Origin of the sequence: Streptomyces sp. NPDC002742, from assembly GCF_042888885.1 — a bacterium.
Lineage (GTDB): Bacteria > Actinomycetota > Actinomycetes > Streptomycetales > Streptomycetaceae > Streptomyces.
Genome location: NZ_JBIAQF010000007.1, coordinates 145,039 through 166,183, shown reverse-complemented (window position 1 = coordinate 166,183; position 21,145 = coordinate 145,039). Strand labels below are relative to the sequence as shown.

13 protein-coding genes are annotated in these 21,145 nt (G+C 72.0%); 10 read left to right on the top strand and 3 right to left on the bottom strand.

Annotation, left to right across the window (positions count from 1 at the left end; genetic code table 11):
• Positions 1-3 precede the first annotated feature (3 nt).
• The 8 genes from ACFYW8_RS14505 (at position 4) to moeZ (ending at position 10,501) form a co-directional block, all read left to right on the top strand.
• Entirely contained in the window at positions 4-1,167 is a 1,164-nt protein-coding gene (locus ACFYW8_RS14505; RefSeq protein ID WP_389073078.1) for an ABC transporter permease, read from the top strand.
• On the top strand, positions 1,164-2,162 hold the full coding sequence (locus ACFYW8_RS14500; protein WP_389073073.1) for an ABC transporter permease: 999 nt from the start codon (positions 1,164-1,166) through the stop codon (positions 2,160-2,162). The genes ACFYW8_RS14505 and ACFYW8_RS14500 overlap by 4 nt, the downstream gene beginning before the upstream one ends.
• Positions 2,159-4,021, top strand: a complete 1,863-nt coding sequence (locus ACFYW8_RS14495) for a dipeptide ABC transporter ATP-binding protein (RefSeq protein WP_389073069.1) — start codon at positions 2,159-2,161, stop codon at positions 4,019-4,021. Before ACFYW8_RS14500 ends, ACFYW8_RS14495 begins: the two co-directional genes overlap by 4 nt.
• A gap of 210 nt (positions 4,022-4,231) precedes the next feature.
• A complete protein-coding gene (locus ACFYW8_RS14490) occupies positions 4,232-6,004 on the top strand; it encodes a DUF3492 domain-containing protein (RefSeq protein WP_389073976.1) in 1,773 nt (590 codons plus the stop codon).
• A complete protein-coding gene (locus ACFYW8_RS14485) occupies positions 6,001-7,281 on the top strand; it encodes a hypothetical protein (RefSeq protein WP_389073066.1) in 1,281 nt (426 codons plus the stop codon). The genes ACFYW8_RS14490 and ACFYW8_RS14485 overlap by 4 nt, the downstream gene beginning before the upstream one ends.
• A gap of 278 nt (positions 7,282-7,559) precedes the next feature.
• Positions 7,560-8,522, top strand: a complete 963-nt coding sequence (locus tag ACFYW8_RS14480; RefSeq protein WP_389073061.1) for an NAD-dependent epimerase/dehydratase family protein — start codon at positions 7,560-7,562, stop codon at positions 8,520-8,522.
• The gene (locus tag ACFYW8_RS14475; RefSeq protein WP_365875879.1) at positions 8,510-9,259 is read left to right on the top strand and encodes a spherulation-specific family 4 protein; all 750 of its coding nucleotides are present in this window, start codon (positions 8,510-8,512) and stop codon (positions 9,257-9,259) included. The genes ACFYW8_RS14480 and ACFYW8_RS14475 overlap by 13 nt, the downstream gene beginning before the upstream one ends.
• A gap of 63 nt (positions 9,260-9,322) precedes the next feature.
• The gene (gene moeZ, locus ACFYW8_RS14470; RefSeq protein ID WP_389073055.1) at positions 9,323-10,501 is read left to right on the top strand and encodes an adenylyltransferase/sulfurtransferase MoeZ; all 1,179 of its coding nucleotides are present in this window, start codon (positions 9,323-9,325) and stop codon (positions 10,499-10,501) included.
• Between the two features lie 80 nt (positions 10,502-10,581).
• Here the strand turns inward: moeZ and ACFYW8_RS14465 are convergent, their stop codons facing one another.
• The 3 genes from ACFYW8_RS14465 to ACFYW8_RS14455 form a co-directional block, all read right to left on the bottom strand.
• Positions 10,582-12,135 carry an alpha/beta hydrolase gene (locus tag ACFYW8_RS14465; RefSeq protein ID WP_389073052.1) on the bottom strand — a complete coding sequence of 518 codons (1,554 nt, stop codon included), beginning with the start codon at positions 12,133-12,135 and terminating at the stop codon, positions 10,582-10,584.
• A gap of 115 nt (positions 12,136-12,250) precedes the next feature.
• On the bottom strand, positions 12,251-13,795 hold the full coding sequence (locus ACFYW8_RS14460) for an alpha/beta hydrolase (RefSeq protein WP_365875873.1): 1,545 nt from the start codon (positions 13,793-13,795) through the stop codon (positions 12,251-12,253).
• Positions 13,796-13,990: 195 nt separating this feature from the next.
• Positions 13,991-16,843 carry a YbhN family protein gene (locus ACFYW8_RS14455; protein WP_389073044.1) on the bottom strand — a complete coding sequence of 951 codons (2,853 nt, stop codon included), beginning with the start codon at positions 16,841-16,843 and terminating at the stop codon, positions 13,991-13,993.
• Positions 16,844-17,028: 185 nt separating this feature from the next.
• Between ACFYW8_RS14455 and ACFYW8_RS14450 the strand changes: the two genes are divergently transcribed.
• Both ACFYW8_RS14450 and ACFYW8_RS14445 read left to right on the top strand, forming a co-directional pair.
• Entirely contained in the window at positions 17,029-17,394 is a 366-nt protein-coding gene (locus tag ACFYW8_RS14450; RefSeq protein ID WP_389073040.1) for an MGMT family protein, read from the top strand.
• A gap of 248 nt (positions 17,395-17,642) precedes the next feature.
• The gene (locus tag ACFYW8_RS14445) at positions 17,643-21,056 is read left to right on the top strand and encodes an ATP-dependent helicase (protein ID WP_389073035.1); all 3,414 of its coding nucleotides are present in this window, start codon (positions 17,643-17,645) and stop codon (positions 21,054-21,056) included.
• The last annotated feature ends 89 nt before the right edge of the window (positions 21,057-21,145 follow it).

Below are 21,145 nucleotides of genomic sequence, written 5' to 3'. Positions count from 1 at the left end.
ACCGTGAGCGAGGCACTTGTCGCCTCCTCGGCCCCCGTGACGGACGTGTCCGTCACGGGGGCCGAGGAGGCCCGTCAGTTCTGGCGGCGGCTGCGTGCGCAGCGCGCCGCCCTCGTCGCGGCGGCCGTCGTCGCACTGCTCGTCCTGGTCGCGCTCGCCGCACCGCTGCTCACGGCGATCGAGGGCCAGGACCCCACCACCTACCACCCCTCGCTGGTGGACTCCGCGCGCGGCGGCGTCCCCGTCGGCCCGCTCGGCGGCATCGGCGCCGACCACTGGCTCGGCGTCGAACCCCAGACCGGCCGCGACCTCTTCGCACGCCTCGTCTACGGCGCCCGGGTCTCCCTCGGCGTCGCCCTCGCGGCGACCCTGGTCCAGGTCCTCATCGCCGTCGTCGTGGGCGTGGCGGCCGCGCTCGGGAGCCGATGGGTCGATCAACTGTTGAGCCGCATCACGGAGATCATCGTCGCCCTGCCGCTGATGATCATGTCGCTGGCACTGCTGGCCATCGTGCCCAGCAGCTTTCCGCGTCCCGTACTGGTCGCCCTCGTCATCGGGCTGATCGCCTGGGGCACCCTCGCGAAGATCGTGCGCGCGCAGACGCTCACGCTCAAGCAGCTCGACTACGTCGCCGCGGCCCGGCTCAGCGGCTGGGGCACCTGGCGCATCGCCCGACGCGAGCTGCTGCCGGGCCTCGCAGCCCCGCTCATCACGTACTCCGCGCTCCTCGTGCCGATGAACATCGGTGTCGAGGCGGCCCTGTCGTTCCTCGGCGTCGGTGTGAAGCCCCCGACGCCGTCCTGGGGACAGATGCTGACCGCCGCCGACGTCTGGTACCAGGCCGCGCCGCAGTACCTGCTGCTGCCCGCCGGCGCGCTGTTCGTCACCGTCCTGGCCCTGACCGTGCTCGGCGACGGCGTGCGCGTCGCCCTCGACCCCCGTGCGGCTTCCCGCCTGCGCGTCGGCACGGGCCGCAGACGCGAGGCCAGGGCCGACGCGAGCGCGGGCGTACCCGTCGGCGGCGGCACGGGCCTGCCCCGGCAGGACGCCGGAACATCGCCGCAGGGTGCGGGTGTACCCCGGCAGGACGCCGGAACATCGCCGCAGGGTGCGGGTGTACCCCGGCCGGACGCATCCGCCGACGAGACCGAGGAGGCCACCGCATGAGCGGCTTCGGCGGATTCGTCCTGCGCCGTGCGCTCGGGACCGCGGTCACCCTCCTCGCCATCTCGGTGATCATCTACGTCGTCTTCTACGCCACCCCGGGCAACGTCGCCCAGATCACCTGCGGCCCGCGCTGCTCACCCCTCCAGGTGCACCAGGTCGCCGGGCAGCTGCATCTCGGAGACCCGCTGTACGTGCGCTACTGGCACTTCCTGGAGGGGATCCTCGTCGGCCAGGACTACTCGACGGGCACCTCCGTCGAGCACTGCCCGGCGCCCTGCCTCGGGCTGTCGTACCAGACCGACCAGCAGGTCACGCGGCTGATCCTGACGAAGCTGCCGGTCAGCCTGTCACTGGTGTTCGGCGCGATGGTCGTATGGCTGGTTCTCGGCGTCGGCACCGGCGTGCTCTCCGCCTGGCGGCGCGGCCGGCTCAGCGAGCGGGCGCTGACCGCCGTCACCCTCGCCGGCACGGCGACGCCCGTGTTCGTCATCGGCCTGATCCTGATGATCGTCGTCTGCGGCCAGCTGGAACTGCTGCCCTTCCCGCAGTACGTGAACTTCTCCGACGACCCCGAACAGTGGGCGTGGAACCTGGTGCTCCCCTGGCTCTCGCTCGCCCTTGTCGAAGCCGCCGCGTTCGCACGGCTGACCAGGTCCTCGATGCTGGAGACGCTGGCCGAGGACCACATCCGGACCTTCCGCGCCTACGGCGTGGGCGAGCGGTCGATCATCGGGCGGCATGCCGTCAGGGGAGCGCTCGCCTCGATCATCGCGCTGAACGCCAACACCTTGGGGTCGGCGGTCGGCGGCGCGGTGCTCACCGAGACACTCTTCGGACTGCCCGGCATCGGCCAGGAACTGGTGCACGCGGTGAACGTCGTCGACCTTCCCGTGGTCGTCGGCATGGTCCTGGTCATCGGCTTCTTCGTGGTCGTCGCCAACGCCGTCGCGGACGTGCTCTACGCGATGGCCGACCGACGGGTGGTGCTGACATGAGCGACTCCTCCCTGCCCCCCTCCTCCGCTTCGGCCTCTCCAGTCCCTCTGGCCTCTCCGGCCCCTTCGGCGCTGGTAGAAGTGAGCGACCTCGTCGTCGACTTCGGGGACCTGCGCGCCGTCGACGGGCTCTCCTTCCGGCTGGAGAAGGGCGCGGCGCTGGGACTGGTCGGCGAGTCCGGCTCGGGCAAGTCCACCGTGGCGTCGGCCCTGCTGGCGCTGCACCGGGGCACCGGAGCGCACGTCGGCGGCACGGTCCGGGTGGCCGGGGTGGACGTCCAGCGGGCGTCCGACGACGAACTGCGCCGGCTGCGCGGCGCGAAGGCCGCCATGGTCTTCCAGGACCCGTTGTCCTCCCTCGACCCGTACTACGCGGTCGGCGACCAGATCGCCGAGGTGTACCGGGTGCACACCAAGGCGTCCCGGCGAGCGGCACGCGCGCGTGCGGTGCGGGTGCTGGACCACGTCGGCATCCCCGACGCGGTCCGCCGGTCCCGCTCGCGCCCGCACGAGTTCAGCGGCGGAATGCGCCAGCGCGCTCTCATCGCCATGGCCCTGGCCTGCGAACCCGAGCTCCTGATCGCCGACGAGCCGACCACGGCCCTCGACGTGACCGTCCAGGCCCAGATCCTCGACCTCCTGCACACCCTGCGGGAGGAGACGGGGACCGGGCTGCTGCTGGTCACCCATGACGTCGGGGTAGCGGCCGAGAGCGTCGACGAGATCCTGGTGATGCGTCACGGACGCGCGGTCGAGCACGGGCCGGTCGCCGCCGTCCTCGGCGCACCCCGGGAGCCGTACACCCGCGAACTCCTCGGCGCCGTCCCCCGCGTGGACACACCTCGCGTGGTCGAGCGGGTCGGCCACGAAGGCGCCGGACCGGACGACGGCGCACGGTCCGTCGTGATCGGCACAGGACCGGACGGCGGCGCACGGTCCGGCGAGGGCGCCTCACAGGCCCGGCCGGTTTCCCCGGCCGCGGGGACCGGCCCGGCCGGGGAAACCAGCCGGGCCGAGGGCCTCCGCTCGGACGACGTCGTCCTCGAAGCGATCGGGCTCCGGCGGGAGTTCGGGCGCGGGAAGCGGCGGTTCGCGGCCGTCGACGACGTGTCGCTGAACGTCCGCCGGGGCGAGACCCTCGGCATCGTCGGCGAGAGCGGCAGCGGGAAGACGACCCTCGGAAGGATGCTGGTCGGGCTCCTGGAGCCCACGGCCGGCGTGGTCCGCCACGAGGGGCGCGAACAGTCCGGCGTCCACCCCTCGGTGCAGATGGTCTTCCAGGACCCGGTGTCGTCCCTCAACCCCCGCCGGAGCGTGGGCGAGTCCATCGCCGATCCGCTGCGGGCACGCGTGGCGGGGGTCCCTCCGCTCGGGCGAAGCCGGGAGCGGGGGAGGGACGAGGGGCGCATTCGAGGACGCGTACGGGAACTGCTGGAGCGCGTGGGGCTCGAAGGGGCGCACTACGACCGCTACCCGCACGAGTTCAGCGGCGGGCAGCGCCAGCGCGTCGGCATCGCGCGGGCACTCGCCGCCGAGCCGCACGCCATCGTGTGCGACGAGCCGGTCTCCGCGCTCGACGTCACCACACAGGCCCAGGTGGTCGCCCTGCTCGGCGAGTTGCAGCGGGAACTCGGGCTCGCGCTGGTGTTCGTGGCACACGATCTGGCGGTCGTACGCCAGGTCAGCGACCGGGTGGCGGTGATGCGGCGCGGCCGGATCGTCGAGTACGGTCCCGCCGACGAGGTCTACGAGAGCCCGCGGGACCCGTACACCCGGCAACTGCTGGCCGCCGTACCGGCACTGGACCCGGAGATCGCGGCACGGCGCCGCGCCGAGCGCAAGGAGTTGTTCCCGGCGTGACCCGCGCCCCCGGGCCCGGCGAATACGCGCCTGTTTGATCTCGTAGCGCGACGAAACGCGGCCTGCGCGGGAAAGTTACGGCCGTTCACCCCTTTTGGTGGTGTGGCGGACAACCGTCCGCCGCACCACCGCCTTGTCCGCATACGTTCGTCCCGCTGCGAGCCGCCGGGTCAACGGCGGCTCCCCATACGGGAGATCGGGGGTGTGCTCGTGCGGATCGGACTGCTGACAGAGGGTGGCTATCCGTATGTGAGCGGTGACGCCGGGCTCTGGTGCGACCGGCTCGTGCGTGGGCTCGGGCGGCACGAGTTCGACATCTACGCGCTCAGCCGCACCGAGCGCCAGGAGGACCAGGGCTGGATCCAGCTGCCGCCCCAGGTCGGACGCGTACGCACGGCACCGCTGTGGACGGCGCACAGCGACGGGGTGGTGTACGGGCGCCGGGCCCGGCGCCGGTTCGCCGAGGCGTACGGCGAGCTGGCGGCGGTGGTGTGCGCAGGCCCGGAAGCCGCGGGCGCGGAAGTATTCACTGAAGTCCCCGGGGACCCGGCGGACTCGGTCGGCGCCGAGGCGGACCGTTTCGCCAACGCCCTGTACGGACTGGCCGAACTCGCCCGGGACGAGGGCGGACTGGCCGGCGCCCTGCGCTCCGAGAACGCGGTACGTGCCCTGGAACACGCCTGTCGCGCACCCGGAGCACTCCGCACGGCCCGCACCGCGCGCGTACCCGATCTGCTCACCGTCGCCGCGCACATCGAGCGCGCCCTGCGCCCCCTCTCGCTGGACTGGTACGAGGACGACGCGCTCGGTTCGGCCGACCTCTGCCACGCCGCGGCCGGCGGAACCGCGGCGCTGCCCGGTCTCCTCGCCCGGCACTTCCTCGGGGTCCCGCTGCTGGTCACCGAGTACGGCGTGCAACTGCGGGCGCACTACCTGGCCGCCGCGACCCTCGAAGAGGCCCCCGCCGTCCGGGCGCTGCTCGCCGCGTTCCACGGCCGGCTCGCCACCGAGGTGTACCGCGCCGCCGCGCTCATCACGCCCGGGAACGCGCACGCCCGCCGCTGGCAGGAGCGCTGCGGTGCCGACCGCGCCAAGCTGCGCACCGTCCACCCCGGCATGGAGGCCGCGCGCTTCGCGGACGTCGGGGAGGCTGTGCGGGGCAGCCGGTGCGCGGACCCCGGCACGCTGGTGTGGGTCGGCCGCGTCGAACCGGCCAAGGACCTGATCTCCTTACTGCACGCCTTCGCCGAGATCCGCAGCGCCGAGCCGAAGACCCGGCTGCGGATCGTCGGCACCCCGGCCGAGGGACCGGACGGCGCTACCTATCTGGCTCATTGCAAGGCGCTGGCCGCTCAGCTCTTCCCCGACGAGGCGGAAGGTGCGCACGCGGTCGGCGACAACCCGGTCTCCTTCGAGGAGATCGGCGGCCCGGAGATCCCGAGCCTCGCGGAGGCCTACGCCTGCGGAGCCCTGATCGTCCTGTCCAGCGTCGTCGAGGGCTTCCCGGTCAGTCTCGTCGAGGCCATGCTCTGCGGCCGGGCCACCGTCTCCACGGACGTGGGAGCGGTCGTCGAGGTCATCGGCGGCACCGGGCTGGTGGTCCCGCCGCGCAATCCACGGGCGCTCGCGGAAGCGTGCGTGGCACTGCTGCGCGACCCCGAGCGCCGTGAGCGTCTGGGCGCGGCCGCCCGTGCCCGCGCCCTCGAACTCTTCACCGTCGAGCAGAACATCACGGCATTTCACGGCATTTACCTGGAGATCGTCTCGCACTCCCCGGTGCGTCGGGTCATCGTGGACGACGAGGGGGAGCCGCTCCCCTTCGGAGTCCCGGCCGAGGCCCATGCGCCCGCTCGCTGGACCGCGCCGCACCTCATGACCGCCGGCCGACCGCGCTGGGCGGAGGGGGCACCGGTACGAGCCACCGCGCCCTCGCCCGTGCCCCTGCCCCTGCCGGTACCAGTCTCCGTGGGGGAGGGCGCGTGACGATCGACAGCGCCGGACCCGGCGCCCCGAGCGGACCCGGTGCCCCGAGCGGACCCGGCGCCCCGAGCGGGCTCGACGGCCCGGGTGAACCGGACAGGCCCGCGACAGTGGCGAGCCCCGGCACCTGGGACGAGCGTGCAGCGCGCGACACCGGTTCACTCCGGGACGGTGCCCCGGCACCTGACAGCTCCCCGGGCGGGCGCGGGCCCGCCGGGCGCCGCGGCGCGGTGGACCCCGTGAAAGCCCTGATGCACCGGCACCGCGAGCTCTGCGAGCGGGCCGTGGACCCGCTGGAGATCGCGGCGGGTCTGGAGGCGCACGGCGTGACCGACCGGACCGCCGCGCGGTTCAGGCACCGGGACGTCTTCTCGCTCGCCGAGGAGATGTACGCCCGCGCGGCACGCGACGGGGAGTCCGCGCCCCGCACCGAGACTCCGGGACACCCCGTCGCGCGCGCCTACTGGGCGGTGCTCGCCCTGGTGCCGGGCGCCCTCGGTTCGGCCGTCGTCGTCGGGCTGCGGCTCACCGACGGGAACCAGCGTCTCGCGGTCGCCGCCTTCGGTGCCCTGGCCATGGTGTCGGGCCTGCACGTCGCCCTCCGCCGAGGCCCTCTGAGCACCCGGCACCGCACGACGAACGCCGCACGCGCGTGGACCTGCTGGCTCGTCGTCTACACCCTTGTCGGTGACGGACTGCTGAGCGCCGGGCGGGACGGCGGCCCCGACGGCCCCTGGCCCGTGGCCACCGCGCCCGTGCTGGCCCTCTCCCTGGCCTGCGCGCCGGCGGCCTGGTGCGCCCACCTCTTCGCCGCCCGCGCCCGTCGTCGGCTGAGCGCGAGCCGCGGCCTGGAGGAGTTCGCCGCGTCCGCACGCCCCCTGCTCCTCGGAGCGTTCACCCTCTTCCTGTGCGCGCTGGGCGGGCTTCTCGCGCTGTCAGCGACGGCACTGGACGAATCACCCGGCTTCGCCGGAGCCGGCGCCCTGGGCGCACTGCTCCTGCTCGCACGGCTGCTGACCGCACGGGGCTTCACCCACGCCCCGGGCCGCGCGCTCGCCGGCGCGGGCGCGACGGAGGCCACCGCCCTCGCCACGGCCTTCGCCGCGCGCCTGCCCGGCTGCTCGTTCCTGGCCATCCCCGTCGACAACCTGATCGGGGCAGCGGGACCCGGCGCCGTACCCGCCCTGGCCTGCGGGGCGGGCGCCCTCGTCCTCCTCGTCCAGGCCACCCGCACCCTCACCCGCGCCTCGGCCCACGCCCTGCCCTGCGAGGCCCCGTGAGCCATCATCCGCGCCCCGCCACACCGCGCCCCGCCACACCGCGCCCCGTCACACCGCGCCCGCCTGCCCGGTGGCCCGAGGCCGCCCGAAACCGGCCCACGACACCCCCACCGCCGTGAACCCTCCTCCCCGGCGACCGGGCTGCGTCCCGGATCCGGGCCCTCTTTCTCCCGCGGGGCCGACACCGCGGGCCCTCTCCACGACCTATGGCACCACCTCGAAGGAGACAGTCAGATGATCACCTCCCGAACCGGAGAATCCGCCCCGGGAGCCGCCCGATGAGGGTCCTGCTGATCGGAGCCAACGGCTACCTCGGCCGTTTCGTCGCCGACAGACTGCTCGCCGACCCGGCCGTGCAGCTCACCGCCCTCGGCCGGGGCGACGACGCCGACGTACGGTTCGACCTCGCCTCGGGCAGCCCCGGCGCGCTCACCCGCTTCCTGGACGCGGTGCACCCCGGAGTCGTCATCAACTGCGCGGGCGCCACCCGCGGCGGCGCCCGCGACCTGACCCGGCACAACACCGTCGCCGTCGCCACGGTCTGCGAGGCCCTGCGCCGCAGCGGCTGCGGGGCCAGGCTCGTCCAGATCGGCTGCGGTGCCGAGTACGGGCCCAGCCAGCCCGGCTCCTCCACCGCCGAGGACGCCGTGCCACGTCCGGGCGGCCCGTACGGAGTGAGCAAACTCGCCGCGACCGAACTCGTCCTCGGCTCCGGACTGGACGCCGTCGTGCTCCGCGTCTTCTCCCCAGCGGGACCCGGCACACCCGCCGGATCCCCCCTCGGCCGGCTCGCCGAAGCCCTGCGGCGCGCCATGCAGGCCAGCGACGGCGAACTCAAACTCGGCGGCCTGGGCGTCCAACGCGACTTCATCGACGTCCGTGATGTCGCCCGCGCCGTCCACGCCGCCTCCCTGTCCGCCGCACAGGGCGTGATCAACATCGGCTCGGGCCGTGCCGTACGCCTCCGCGACGCCGCCGCCGTCCTCGCACGCGTGGCCGGCTACAGCGGCACCCTGCATGAACTCGACGGCCCGCCCGGCCCGTCCATGCGGTCGTCCATCGGCCACCCCCGCCCCGAACCCGACCACGTGACCCCGGTCGCGTACCCCTACCCGGACGGCTGCGGCAGCTGGCAGCAGGCCGATGTGCGCACCGCACGCGACCGGCTCGGCTGGCGTCCCCGGATCAATCTCGAGGAATCCCTCGCCGACATCTGGATGGAGGCGGCATGTCGTATCTGACCAGCGTCGCGACCGGCAGTGCGAGCACTGACTTAGGACTCGGCTTCGGCATCCCCGGTTATGCGCACCCCCTTGTCGCTCCCGTGGAATGGGACGAACTCACGCGCCCCGGCACCCCCTTGCACTGGGTCGTCCTGAACGTGGACAACGGTCCCGGCGAGCGACCCGACCCGCGCTGCCTGGAGGCCACCGGACGGCTGCGCAACGCGGGCGTCCGGGTGCTGGGACTTCTCGACGCCGCCCATGGCGTACGCCCCTTCGGCGAAACGATGGCCGACGCGCGCCGCCATCTCGACTGGTACCAGGCCGACGGATTCCTCCTCGACCGCTGTCCCACCGAACGTGCCGCGCTCCCCGAGACCCGCCGTACGGTCGGCGCCCTGCGCGCCCTTTGCGACGGCGCCCACATCGTGCTGGGCCACGGCACCCACCCCCACCCGGGATACGCCGAGAACGCCGACCAACTGGTGACCTTCTCGGGCCCATGGACCGAATACCGCTGGTCGCAGGTCGCCGAATGGACCGCCGACTACCCCCCCGAGCGCTTCTGCCATTTCGTTCACGGTGTGCCGCGCGGCCACCTGGACGAGGCACTGCGCATCGCCCGCTGGCAGGGTGCCTCGACGATCTACTTCACCGACCGCTCGGATCACGGCGGGCAGGCCGACCCCTGGGAGACGATGCCCGGCTACTGGGACGAGATCGTCTCGCGGATCGGAACGGGTGTCTCGGAATGAAGAAGGGCGTGGCAGTGTTACGGGGAGAACAACCGTAGTGATTGACCGACCAACGGAGTCCCCGTGTCGCTGCCACCCCTGGTCGAGCCAGCCTCTGAGCTCACCGTAGACGAGGTCCGCAGGTACTCCCGCCACCTGATCATCCCCGATGTGGGTATGGACGGGCAGAAGCGGCTGAAGAACGCCAAGGTGCTCTGTGTGGGCGCCGGCGGCCTCGGATCGCCGGCGCTGATGTACCTGGCCGCGGCGGGCGTCGGCACGCTCGGCATCGTGGAGTTCGACGAGGTCGACGAGTCGAACCTGCAGCGCCAGATCATCCACAGCCAGGCGGACATCGGCCGCTCCAAGGCCCAGTCCGCGCGCGATTCCGTACTGGGCATCAACCCGTACGTGAACGTGGTCCTTCACGAAGTGCGGCTCGAGGCCGAGAACGTGATGGACATCTTCAGCCAGTACGACCTGATCGTCGACGGCACGGACAACTTCGCGACCCGCTACCTGGTCAACGACGCGTGCGTGCTGCTCAACAAGCCGTACGTGTGGGGCTCGATCTACCGCTTCGACGGACAGGCCTCCGTCTTCTGGTCCGAGCACGGTCCCTGCTACCGCTGCCTCTACCCGGAGCCCCCGCCGCCGGGCATGGTCCCCTCCTGCGCCGAGGGTGGTGTCCTCGGTGTGCTGTGCGCGTCCATCGGTTCCATCCAGGTCAACGAGGCGATCAAGCTTCTCGCGGGCATCGGCGAGCCGCTTGTCGGCCGCCTGATGATCTACGACGCCCTGGAGATGCAGTACCGCCAGGTCAAGGTCCGCAAGGACCCGAACTGTGCGGTCTGCAGTGAGAACCCCACCGTCACCGAGCTCATCGACTACGAGGCCTTCTGCGGCGTCGTGTCCGAGGAGGCGCAGGAGGCGGCCGCTGGCTCGACGATCACTCCCAAGCAGCTCAAGGAGTGGATCGACGACGGCGAGAACATCGAGATCATCGATGTCCGCGAGATCAACGAGTACGAGATCGTCTCGATCCCCGGCGCCAAGCTGATCCCGAAGAACGAGTTCCTCATGGGAACCGCCCTCGCGACCCTGCCGCAGGACAAGAAGATCGTCCTGCACTGCAAGACGGGTGTCCGCAGTGCGGAGGTCCTCGCCGTCCTGAAGTCCGCCGGTTTCTCCGACGCGGTGCACGTCGGCGGCGGGGTGATCGGCTGGGTCCACCAGATCGAGCCAGAGAAGCCGGTGTACTGACCGGAGGCTTCGCCCGCTCCGTCGATGGCTTCGACGGCGGGGGTTTCGCGGACCAGGTGTCCTCGAGACCCCCGCCTTCGTCATGAGCAGACCTTGCCGTCCTTCGGCACCGTCGCGTCCAGCAGATAGCTGTTCACGGTCGAGTCGACACAGTCGCTGCCACTCCCGTAGGCGCCATGACCCTCGCCCTTCCAGGTGAGTTCCACGCCCACGCCCTTGCCGAGCTCGTCCGCCATCCTGCGGGCGCCCTCGTAGGGTGTCGCCGGGTCCCCGGTGTTGCCGACGACCAGTACGGGTCCGGCTCCCGGCGCATCGACCTCGGGGTTGTCGTACTGACCGGCCACCGGCCAGTCGTGGCACCAGCCCGCCGTGTCCCAGCCCATGAAGTCCCCGAAGACGGGCGAGATCTTCTCGAACTCGGGCAGCCGCTTCCTCGTCTCCTCGGGAGTCGGCCGCTCCTTGTCGTCCAAGCACGATATGACCCGTTGGGAATGCGTCGTCGTGCCGTAGTGCCCCGAGGCGTCGCGTTCGTTGTACCCGTCGGCGAGCGTCAGCAGGGCCGAACCGTCCCCGCCCTCGGCGTCCTTCAGGGCTTCGGTGAGGCGCGGCCAGCTCTCCTTGCTGTAGAGCGGCAGCACGATGCCGGTGAGGGCCAGTGTCTGGCCGAGCCTGCGCCCGCTCGCGGTGGGCAGAGGCTTCGCGTCGATCCGCTTCAGCAGGTCCGCGATCTTCCGGGAGCCCTGCTTCGGGTCCTGGCCGGTGGACCTGAGGTAGTCGTCCAGGGCGCGCTGGAATCCCAGCGTCTGGTTCTTGGCGTGGCCCACGGTGTCGGCGCTCGGGTCGACGACCGCGTCCAGCACCAGACGTCCCACGTTCTTGGGGAACAAGTGCGCGTACACGCCGCCCAGTTCGGTCCCGTAGGAGAAGCCCAAGTAGTGCATCCGGCGGTCGCCGAGGACCTCGCGCATCAGGTCCATGTCGCGAGCGGTATCGGTCGTCGAGACATGGGACATCAGTTTTCCGGCGGCCTTCGCGCAGCCCTTGCCGAAGTCCGCGGCGTCCTTGAAGTAAGCCGCTTCCTCGGCCGCGTCGTCCGGTGTGGCGTCCACCGACTCGGAGGCCTGGATCGCCTTGTCCCCCCGGCACCGCACACCTTCGCTGGCGGCCACACCACGCGGGTCCCAGCTCACCAGGTCGTAGCGTTCGTGGAGCGGACCGACGACGCTCTCGTACGACGGCATCGTGGCGACGCCCGAGCCGCCGGGGCCACCGAAGTTGAACAGCAGTGAGCCGATGCGCCTGCCCTGACCGCCGGTCGCCTTCGAACGGATGAGCGCGAGGCCGATCGTCGTGCCGCCCGGCCTCGCGTAGTCCAGCGGCACCTTGAGCGTCGCGCACTGCCAGCCGCTTCCGGGCGCGGGGGAGTCCGAAGTGCCTTTGCAGCGGCCCCAGTCGAGCTTCTGCGAGGTGAGCGAGGCGGGCAGGGCCGAGGGCCCGCCGGAAGACGGCGCGGTGGCCGACGGCCCGTCACCGTTCTTCCCCTCGTCCTCGCCGTCGGGCGACGAGCCCCCGCCGCAGCCGGCCAGCAGCAACGCGGCGGCGGCCGTTGCCGTCCACCGTCCGAAACGTGTCATGAGTGTCCCCCTCGCCCGTGGTCCGCCCGAAGTCGCGGATCACATGCAGGCCATAGTAGGCGTCGGCCGCACGCCGCCGTCGAGGCCTGTGGATAACGCTCTGACCTGCTGTTTTCTAGGAACAAACGGTGCCGGTCGGCGGCACGGTGCCCTGCAGCAGATAGCCGTTCACCGCGCCTTGCACGCACTTGTTCTTGCTGTCGTACGCCCCGTGCCCCTGGCCCTTGTAGGTCAGCTCGACTCCGACACCCTTGCCGAGCGCGTTCACCATCGCCCGGGCGCCCTCGTACGGCGTGGCGGGGTCGCCGGTGTTGCCGACCACGAGGATCGGCGCCGCGCCGGGGGCGCTGACGTCCGGGTGCTCGGCGGCTCCCGGCACGGCCCAGTCGGTGCAGCTGACCAGGCCCCAGGCCAGATAGTCACCGAACAGCGGCGAGGCGGCCCGGAACTCCGGAATCTTCGACTGCACATGGTCCGCGGTGTAACGCGGCTTGTCGTCGGCGCAGTTGATGGAGATGTTCGCCGGGGTGATGTTGCTGTACTGACCGTTCTCGCTGCGCCCGTTCAACGAGTCCGACAGCAGCATCAACACCTGGCCGTCGCCGTCGTACGCCTGCTGAAGTCCCTCCGTCAGGTACTGCCAGAAGTCCTTGGAGTACAGCGACTGCGCGATGCCGTTGGTCGCGGCGGTCTGGGTGAGCCGGCGCGGGAAGACACCGGGGATCGGCTTCGTCTCCAGATCCTTGAGCAGTTTGGCGATGCGGTCCTTGACGTCCTGCGGGGTGTCACCGATGGGGCAGCCCTCGACCTTCGAGGTGCAGTCCGCCGCGAAGTTGTCCAGCGCGAGCTGGAAGCCCTTGGCCTGCCCGAGGGAGCTCTGTTCCGCGTTCTGCGTCGGGTCGACCACTCCGTCGAAGACGGCGCGGCCCACGTTCCTGGGGAACAAGTGGGCGTAGACGCCGCCGAGTTCGGTGCCGTACGAGATGCCGAAGTAGTGCATCTTGTCGTCGCCGAGAACCTGCCGCATCAGGTCCATGTCGCGAGCGGCGTCCGTCGTGCGCACGTGGGGGAGGACCTTGCCGGAGTTCTTCTCGCACGCGGCGTTGAACATCCTGGTGTTCCGCAGGAGTTCCTGCTGTTCGGCGGCGTCGTCCGGCGTGGCGTCCTGCTGGAAGAACCTGTCGAGCTGTTGGTCGCTCTCGCACTTCACACCCGCGCTGCGGCCGACGCCACGCGGGTCGAAACTCACCAGGTCGTAGCGGGTGCGCAGGGCCGCGTAGTCCTGTCCGAAGGCGGGCAAGGCGGTGACGCCCGACCCGCCGGGGCCGCCGAAGTTGAAGATGAGCGAGCCGATGCGCTTGCCCGGGTCGCCGCTCGTCTTCGCGCGGATCAGTGCGAGCCCGATCGTGTCGCCCTTGGGGTCGGACCAGTCGAGGGGCACTCTCAAGGTGGCGCACTGCCACTCCGCGCCGCCCGGCAGGGGTGAAGGAGCGTTGCCGCCGCCCTCCGCCTCGGACGGTGCCGGGCACGCCTTCCAGCTCAGCTTCTGTGCCGTCAGATCCTCGTCCTTGGAGTCACCGCTGCAGCCGGACACCCACGAGGCCAGCAGGACGGCGGTGAAGGCCAGGGCGGCGGCGCGCCGCCGGGACGGGTTCGGCATGCTCCCCATCCTGCGGGCGGGCGAGGTGGTGCGCTCGGGGCACGAGCCGTGTGGGTGAGGGCACACCACGGGGCCCGCACGCTGCGGGCGCGGGGCATGGACCAGACCCTCCGCACGCGGGTGGGCCGAGGCGCGTACGGCATCGTCCGCCCGCCGACCCCGCCGACCCCGCCGACCCCGCCGACCCCGCCGACCCTAGAGTGCGCCCTTGCGTGTCAGATGGTTGAAGAACAGCCATCCCGGCAGCACCGGAATCCACAGGGTGAGCAGCCGGTACAGCAGGACCGCGGGCGCCGCGACCTCCTTGGGGAGACCCACGGCGATCAGACCGACGGTGAGGGTCGCCTCGACCGCGCCGACACCACCCGGGGTCGGCGCCGCCGAACCCAGCGCGTTACCGGCGAGGAAGACGACGGCGACACTGGCGAGGCTGAGCGAGGTCGTCTGTTCGTTGCCGAACGCCCGGATCGACGCGTCCAGGCACATCACGAAGCAGGCCGTCAGCAGCAGCATGCCTCCGATGCCGGTCACGAGCTTCTGCGGCCGCTGCAGCACGTCGAGCATGCGCGGGACGACGCCCGCGAACAGCGACCTCACGCGCGTGGAGACGAACTTGCGCAGCAGCGGCACCGACGTCACCACGAGGATGAACACCGCGACCGTCAGCAGACCCGCGATGACCGTACGGGACGGCGACAGGGACGGCGTCTTCTCCGTGCCGGTCAGATAGCCGAAGGACAGCAGCATCAGGATGTGGCAGCCGAGTCCGAACAGCTGGGACGCTCCGACACTCGCCACCGCGAGTCCCGGCCGCACCCCGGCACGCTGCAGGAAGCGTGTGTTGAGGGCGACGCCGCCGACCGCGGCGGGCGCCACGATCTTCACGAACGAGCCGGCGACCTGCGCCGCCGCGGTCCGCAGGAACGGCACCCGCTCGGGCACGAAGCCGAGCAGGCTCATCGCCGCCGCGAAGTAGCTCAGAGCGGAGAACAGAGCGGCCGCCGCGACCCAGCCCCACTGGGCGCTGTCGAAGAGGGTCCTGAACTCGATGTGGGTGAGCTGGGTCAGCAGGAAGTAGGCGCCGATCGCTCCGGCGATGAAACTGATCAGCGTGCGGGGCTTGATCCGCTCAAGGCGGGCCGGCTCGACGGGCGCCTGCGGCCTGATCAGCAGTACCTGGTGGCGGATCTGGGTGAGCAGATCCTCCTCACGCGCCTCGTCCAGGGCCTCGTCGATCGCCCGCTTCTCGGCGCGCTGCTCGGCGCGTACGGCCTTCTTCCCGGATTTCTCCGGGACGGGTGCGGCTGTGTCGGTGGTTTCCTCGGCCGCTTCCTCGGCACGGGCGAGCCTGGCCTGCCGTGAGGCCTCCAGCACGGCCTCGCGTTCGCGCTGCGAGCGCTCCCGGGCAAGTTTGCGCAGGGTCGCGCGCGTGGAGCGCGTCAACGCGATCGGCTGGAGCATGGGCAGGCAGTCGGCGACGGCGTCCGGGCCGAGCACGCCGACCGCGGACGCCACCGCGCGCTCGGCGCCCACGCGCAGCCCGAGAGTGGTCACCAGCTGGGCGATGTCCATGCGCAGCAGCAGATCGCCCGCCGCGATCTCGCCACCGCGCAGATCGGTGAGGATCACGGTGCCGGAACGATCCACCAGGATCGCGTCGCCGGCGAGCCGGCGGTGCGCGATGCGCCGGGACTGCAGCGCCTGCACCTGGTGCCAGGTGTCGCGCAGCAGTTCGTCGGTGATCAGTTCGTCGGGCAGCGAGTCGAGGGTGTGACCGCCGGTGTGCTCGTAGACGAGCATCACGGCGTCCGGGCCCAGCTCTGAGGTCGCGATCAGCTTGGGCGCGTTGGCCCCGGCCGCGATGGCCGCGTACGCGAGGAGGGCTTCCTGCTCCAGGGCCTGGCGCAGTGACTGGAGGCTGCGGCGCGTGGTGATGCCGCGCAGCGTCAGACGGCGCCAGACGCGGTAGAAGAAGCCCTGTGCCTGCTGCTCGCGGTCCACGACCGTGACGTCCAGCGGCCGGCCGTCCTCCAGGGTGACGAAGTAGCGTCGGCCGCGGTCGCCGCTCTCCGCGGTCTCCGGCATCTCCTCGCGGGCCGCGCTGACCGGGTGGAAGCCGACATGGCGAAGGCCTGCCATCAGTGTCCGTCCGGTCGGCCGCACGTTCGGCGAACCGACCGCGTACAGCGTTCCGTAGGCGACGGTCCAGCCGATCAGCACCGTCAGGATGATCGAGAACGGGGTCGTGTAGCCGGTCACCAGCATGGAGAAGGCGTCGAGGAGCAGCACGACCCAGAGCACCCCGCGCCAGCGCGGTCTGCGGGACATGCCGACGGCCGTCATGTAGGCGATGACCGGTGCGAGATAGCCGTGCACTGGGTCGGTGAGGGCGTGGATGTCACCCGGCGAGGGCTGGGTGAGCGCCTCCTGGATGGAGCCCGGGGCGCCCTTGGCGACCCAGAGGTCCGTGGCGAGGGTCACTCCGTGGGCGAGGACCGCGGCCAGGACGCCGTCGGCGATGCGCAGCCCGTCCCGTTTGATCAGCCGCTCGATGGCGAAAGCGACCGGCACCAGGAGGATCGCGATGCTCGACGCCAGCCCCGCGATCTTGATCAGCAGATCGGGTGCCTGCCCGGTGCCCTTGTTGATGTCCTGTTCGAGACCCGAGGTGGTGCCGTGCGCGAACGCGGCGATGGCGAGCAGCACCACGATCGCGAGAACTCCGACCAGGAGCCGCATCAGGTCGGACGGGCGGTGCACGCGCGCGGGAAGCAGCGGTTCGTCGCCTTCGACCTCGTCGGCATGGACCTCGTCGGCGCATTCGGCGTCCCGCTTGGCCTGCCGCTTCTCGTCCCCGTAGGTCCGAGAAGGGGTTTCAGGGGCGCTGGGAGTGGACTCCTCGGCGTCGTCCGAGCCCGTGCTCGTCACGGAGGGGGACTCGCTCGCCCTGCCGTCCGTGTCCTTCTCGTCGGCGCGACCGGTGTCCGGGCGTGCCGACGCGGCGGAGGTGCCCTCCGCGTCTTCGGGGTGCACGCCCTGCTGCCTCATGGTCTCTTCTTGATCTCGTATCACCAGTCACCGCCCGCACGATGGTGGCATGCCCGACCGACACACGGGGGCATCAGGGTGCAAATGCGGGGCGCGCAATCTGCTACAAGCGTCACTCCGTGGCGGGGAATACGCACAGTCCCCGCCGCGGCACGTTGTCGGTGGGGTGGGGCAGGATGGGGCGGATGAGCGAGGAGAGCCTTCCGGCGGACGCCCTGCCGGAGTACGCGGAGCGGGTCCTCGACGTCGCCGAGCTGATCCCGCCCGGCCGCGTCATGACGTACGGCGACATCGCCGAATGGCTGGAAGAGGGCGGGCCGCGCCAGGTGGGCCGGGTGCTGGCCCTCTACGGAGGAGCGGTTCCGTGGTGGCGTGTCATACGGGCCGACGGTGCGCTGCTCCCCGGCCACGAACTGGACGCGCTGGCCCATTACCGCGCCGAGGGAACGCCTCTGAAGGAGGCGAGCCGGACCTCCGAGGGGCATCTGCCACGCGTCGACATGAGACGGGCCCGATGGGACGGCGGCGAACGCGCTGAAGCTCACACCTGACAGCTTCCGGCATTCACGGGGCCGAAGGGGAAACTGAGGTCCGTATGAGGGAAACGAGGCACATCCGTGACATGCCGTACGTTCGTGAAGGACGGGACGCACGTGGCATGAGGGAAGAATCGGAAGCCCTCCTTCCGTGACCGCACCGGCGTAGCGTCGTCGGCACGCGTCCCCCTCACCCCGCGGTCACCGCCCGCCACGCGCGGTAGCTCCGCCAACCAGTACGACCACCAGGACCGGCGAACCACGTGAGCTCCACTTCCTCCACCGGACGCCTGACGCACCCATCGGGGCGCCAGGGGGCTCGTGGTGCGTACCGTCTGGTGCGCACCCTGCCGGCCCGGGTGGACCCCCCTCGTCTTGACGCAGCGCAACGCGCCGTGGTTGACCACGGCAGCGGTCCGCTGCTCGTGCTCGCGGGTCCCGGTACGGGCAAGACGACCACGCTCGTCGAATCCGTGGCCGCCCGGATCGAACGGGGTGGGGACCCGGAACGGATCCTGGTGCTCACGTTCAGCCGCAAGGCGGCCGTGGAGCTGCGCGACCGTATGGCGCTGCGCATAGGGGCAGCCCGTGCCCCCCGGGCCACCACCTTCCACTCCTTCTGCTACGCCCTGGTCCGCGCCCACCAGGACAGCGACCTGTTCGCGGAGCCCCTGCGGCTGCTGTCCGGCCCCGAGCAGGACGTCGCCGTGCGCGAGCTGCTCGCGGGCCAGCCCGACCTGGAGCGGCTGGGCCTCGCCCATGTGCGCTGGCCGGACGAACTGCGCGCGTGCCTGACCACGCGCGGCTTCGCCGACGAGGTCCGCGCGGTCCTCGCCCGGAGCCGGGAACTCGGGCTCGGCCCCGACGCCCTGGAGGCCTTCGCGCGGCGCATCGGCCGCCCGGACTGGGGCGCGGCGGCCGCCTTCCTCGCCGAGTACCTCGACGTCCTCGACATGCAAGGAGTCCTGGACTACGCGGAACTGGTCCATCGCGCGGTGCTCCTCGGCCGGCGCCCCGAGGTCGCCGAGCGGCTCGCGGCGCAGTACGACGCCGTCTATGTGGACGAGTACCAGGACACCGACCCCGCGCAGGTGCGGCTGTTGCGCGGCCTCGCCGGCGGTGGGCGCACCCTCGTCGCCTTCGGCGACCCCGATCAGTCGATCTACGCCTTCCGCGGCGCCGACGTGAACGGCATCCTGGACTTCCCCGACGCCTTCCCGCGCGCGGACGGCCGTCCGGCTCCGGTCGAGGTCCTAGGGACGTCCCGCCGCTCGGGCGCCGGCCTGCTGGCAGCCACCCGCCGGCTCACCCAGCGGATGCCGCTGACCCGTCTGCCGGCCCACAAGGTGCGTGCCCATCGCGAGCTGTCCCCGGTGCGGGACGGCGGACAGATCGAGGTCTACACGTACCCGACGTCCGGTACGGAGCTCGACAACATCGCGGACATCCTGCGCCGCGCCCACCTGGAGGACGGTGTTCCCTGGGGTGAGATGGCCGTCCTGGTGCGCGCCGGATCCCGGACGATCCCCACGATCCGACGGGCGCTCACCTCGGCCGGCGTGCCCCTCGACATCGACGGCGACGACCTGCCCCTGCGGCACGAACCCGCCGTCGCGCCGCTGCTGACCGCGCTGCGGGCGGTGGCCCGGGCGGAGTCGGAGCCGGCTGCGGACCGGGTGTCCGGTGCCGCCGCCGATACAAGCAGCGGCACCGGCCCGCGTACGGACACCGACCCGGCTGCCGACACCCACCCGCGTGAGAACACCGACCCGCGTGAGGACACCGCCGATGTCCGCGCCGCGTCCTGGCTCGACACCGAGACCGCGCTCACCCTCCTCGCCTCGCCTCTCGCGAGCATGGACGCCGCCGATCTGCGGCGCCTGGGCCGAGCGCTGCGGGAGGAGGAGCGCGCCGGCGGAAACCTCGTACCCCCGCCGTCCGACGTCCTGCTCGCCCGCGCGCTGGCCGAGCCGGAGCGGCTCGTCGCGCACGATCCCGCGTACGCCCGAGGGGCCCAGCGCCTCGGCGCGCTGCTGCGCAGGGCGCGTGCGCGTCTCGCGGGCGGCGGAACGGCCGAGGAGGCCCTCTGGGACCTGTGGGACGGCACACCGTGGCCGCAGCGCCTGGAGCGGGCCGCCCGGCGCGGCGGCGCGGCCGGACGCAACGCCGACCGGGACCTCGACGCCGTCTGCGCGCTCTTCGCGACCGCCGGGCGCGCGGAGGAGCGCACGGGAGGCCGCGGCGCCCTGAACTTCCTGGAGGAGATCGACGCCGAGGACATCGCCGCCGACACGCTCACCCGCAGGGCCGTCCGCCCCGACGCCGTACGCCTGATGACGGCACACCGCTCCAAGGGCCTGGAGTGGCGGCTCGTCGTCGTCGCGGGCGTCCAGGAGGGCCTGTGGCCCGACCTGCGCCGCCGCGGTTCCCTGCTGGAGGCCGACCGCATCGGACGGGACGGACTGGCGGAGCCCCTCACACCCGGCGCGCTCCTCTCGGAGGAACGCCGGCTGTTCTACGTGGCCGCCACGCGCGCGCGTGAACGTCTCGTCGTGACCGCTGTGAAGGCTCCGGCCGACGACGGCGACCAGCCCTCGCGGTTCCTCACCGAACTCGGCGTCGAACCCAAGGAGGTGACCGGCCGCCCGCGCCGCCCCCTGGCCGTCGCCGCGCTGGTCGCCGAGCTGCGCGCCACCACCGTCGACCCGCGCGTCTCGGACGGCCTCAGGCAGGCCGCGGCCCGCCGGCTCGCCCGGCTCGCCGCGCTCGCCGACGAGGACGGCCGCCCGCTGGTCCCCTCCGCGCACCCCTACCGCTGGTGGGGCATGTACGAGCCGACGGAGAGCAAGGTCCCGTTGCGCGACCGCGACCAGCCCGTCGTGCTCTCCGGCAGCGCCCTCGACCAACTCGCCAACACCTGCGCCCTGCAGTGGTTCCTGGGGCGGGAGGTGAAGGCCGACGCGCCCGCGACGGCCGCCCAGGGCTTCGGCAACGTGGTGCACGTCCTCGCCGACGAGGTCGCGTCCGGACGCACCCCCGCCGACCTCGACGTCCTCATGGAGCGGCTCGACTCCGTGTGGAACGCGCTCGCCTTCGACGCGCCCTGGAAGTCCGCGCAGGAGAAGGAGCACGCGCGCGTGGCGCTCGAACGCTTCCTGAAGTGGCACGTCATGGACCGCACCGGCCGTACGCCGGTGGCCAGCGAGCACGACTTCGACGTGACCCTCGAAGCCGGCTCCTACGAAGTGCGCATCCGTGGCTCCATGGACCGCGTCGAGGCCGACACCGAGGGGCGCGCCTACGTGGTCGACTTCAAGACGGGCAAGCACGCGCCGAGCGCCGCCGAGGTGACCCACCACCCGCAGCTCGCCGTCTACCAGCTGGCCGTCGGCGAAGGCGCGGTCGACGGCGTCTTCGACGGTGTACGCCCAGAAGCGGGCGGTGCCGAACTCGTCCAGCTCCGCCAGGGCGCCGCCAAGAAGAACGGCGGCGAGACCCTGCCCAAGGTGCAGGCGCAGGAGCCGCTCGAGGGCGAGTGGGTCGGCGACCTCCTGGCGAACGCCGCCGGCAAGGTCCTCGACGAACGGTTCTCGCCGACAACGGGACAACACTGCACGCACTGCTCGTTCCAGGCGTCCTGCAGTGCCCGGTCGGAGGGCCGGCAGGTGGTCGAGTGACGGATCCCGCGGCTGCTCCGGGCAGGGGGCGGACGGGCCCTCGGCTCGGTTGATCGGAGGCGAGTACCGGCCGCCGAGCGAGCCGGTGT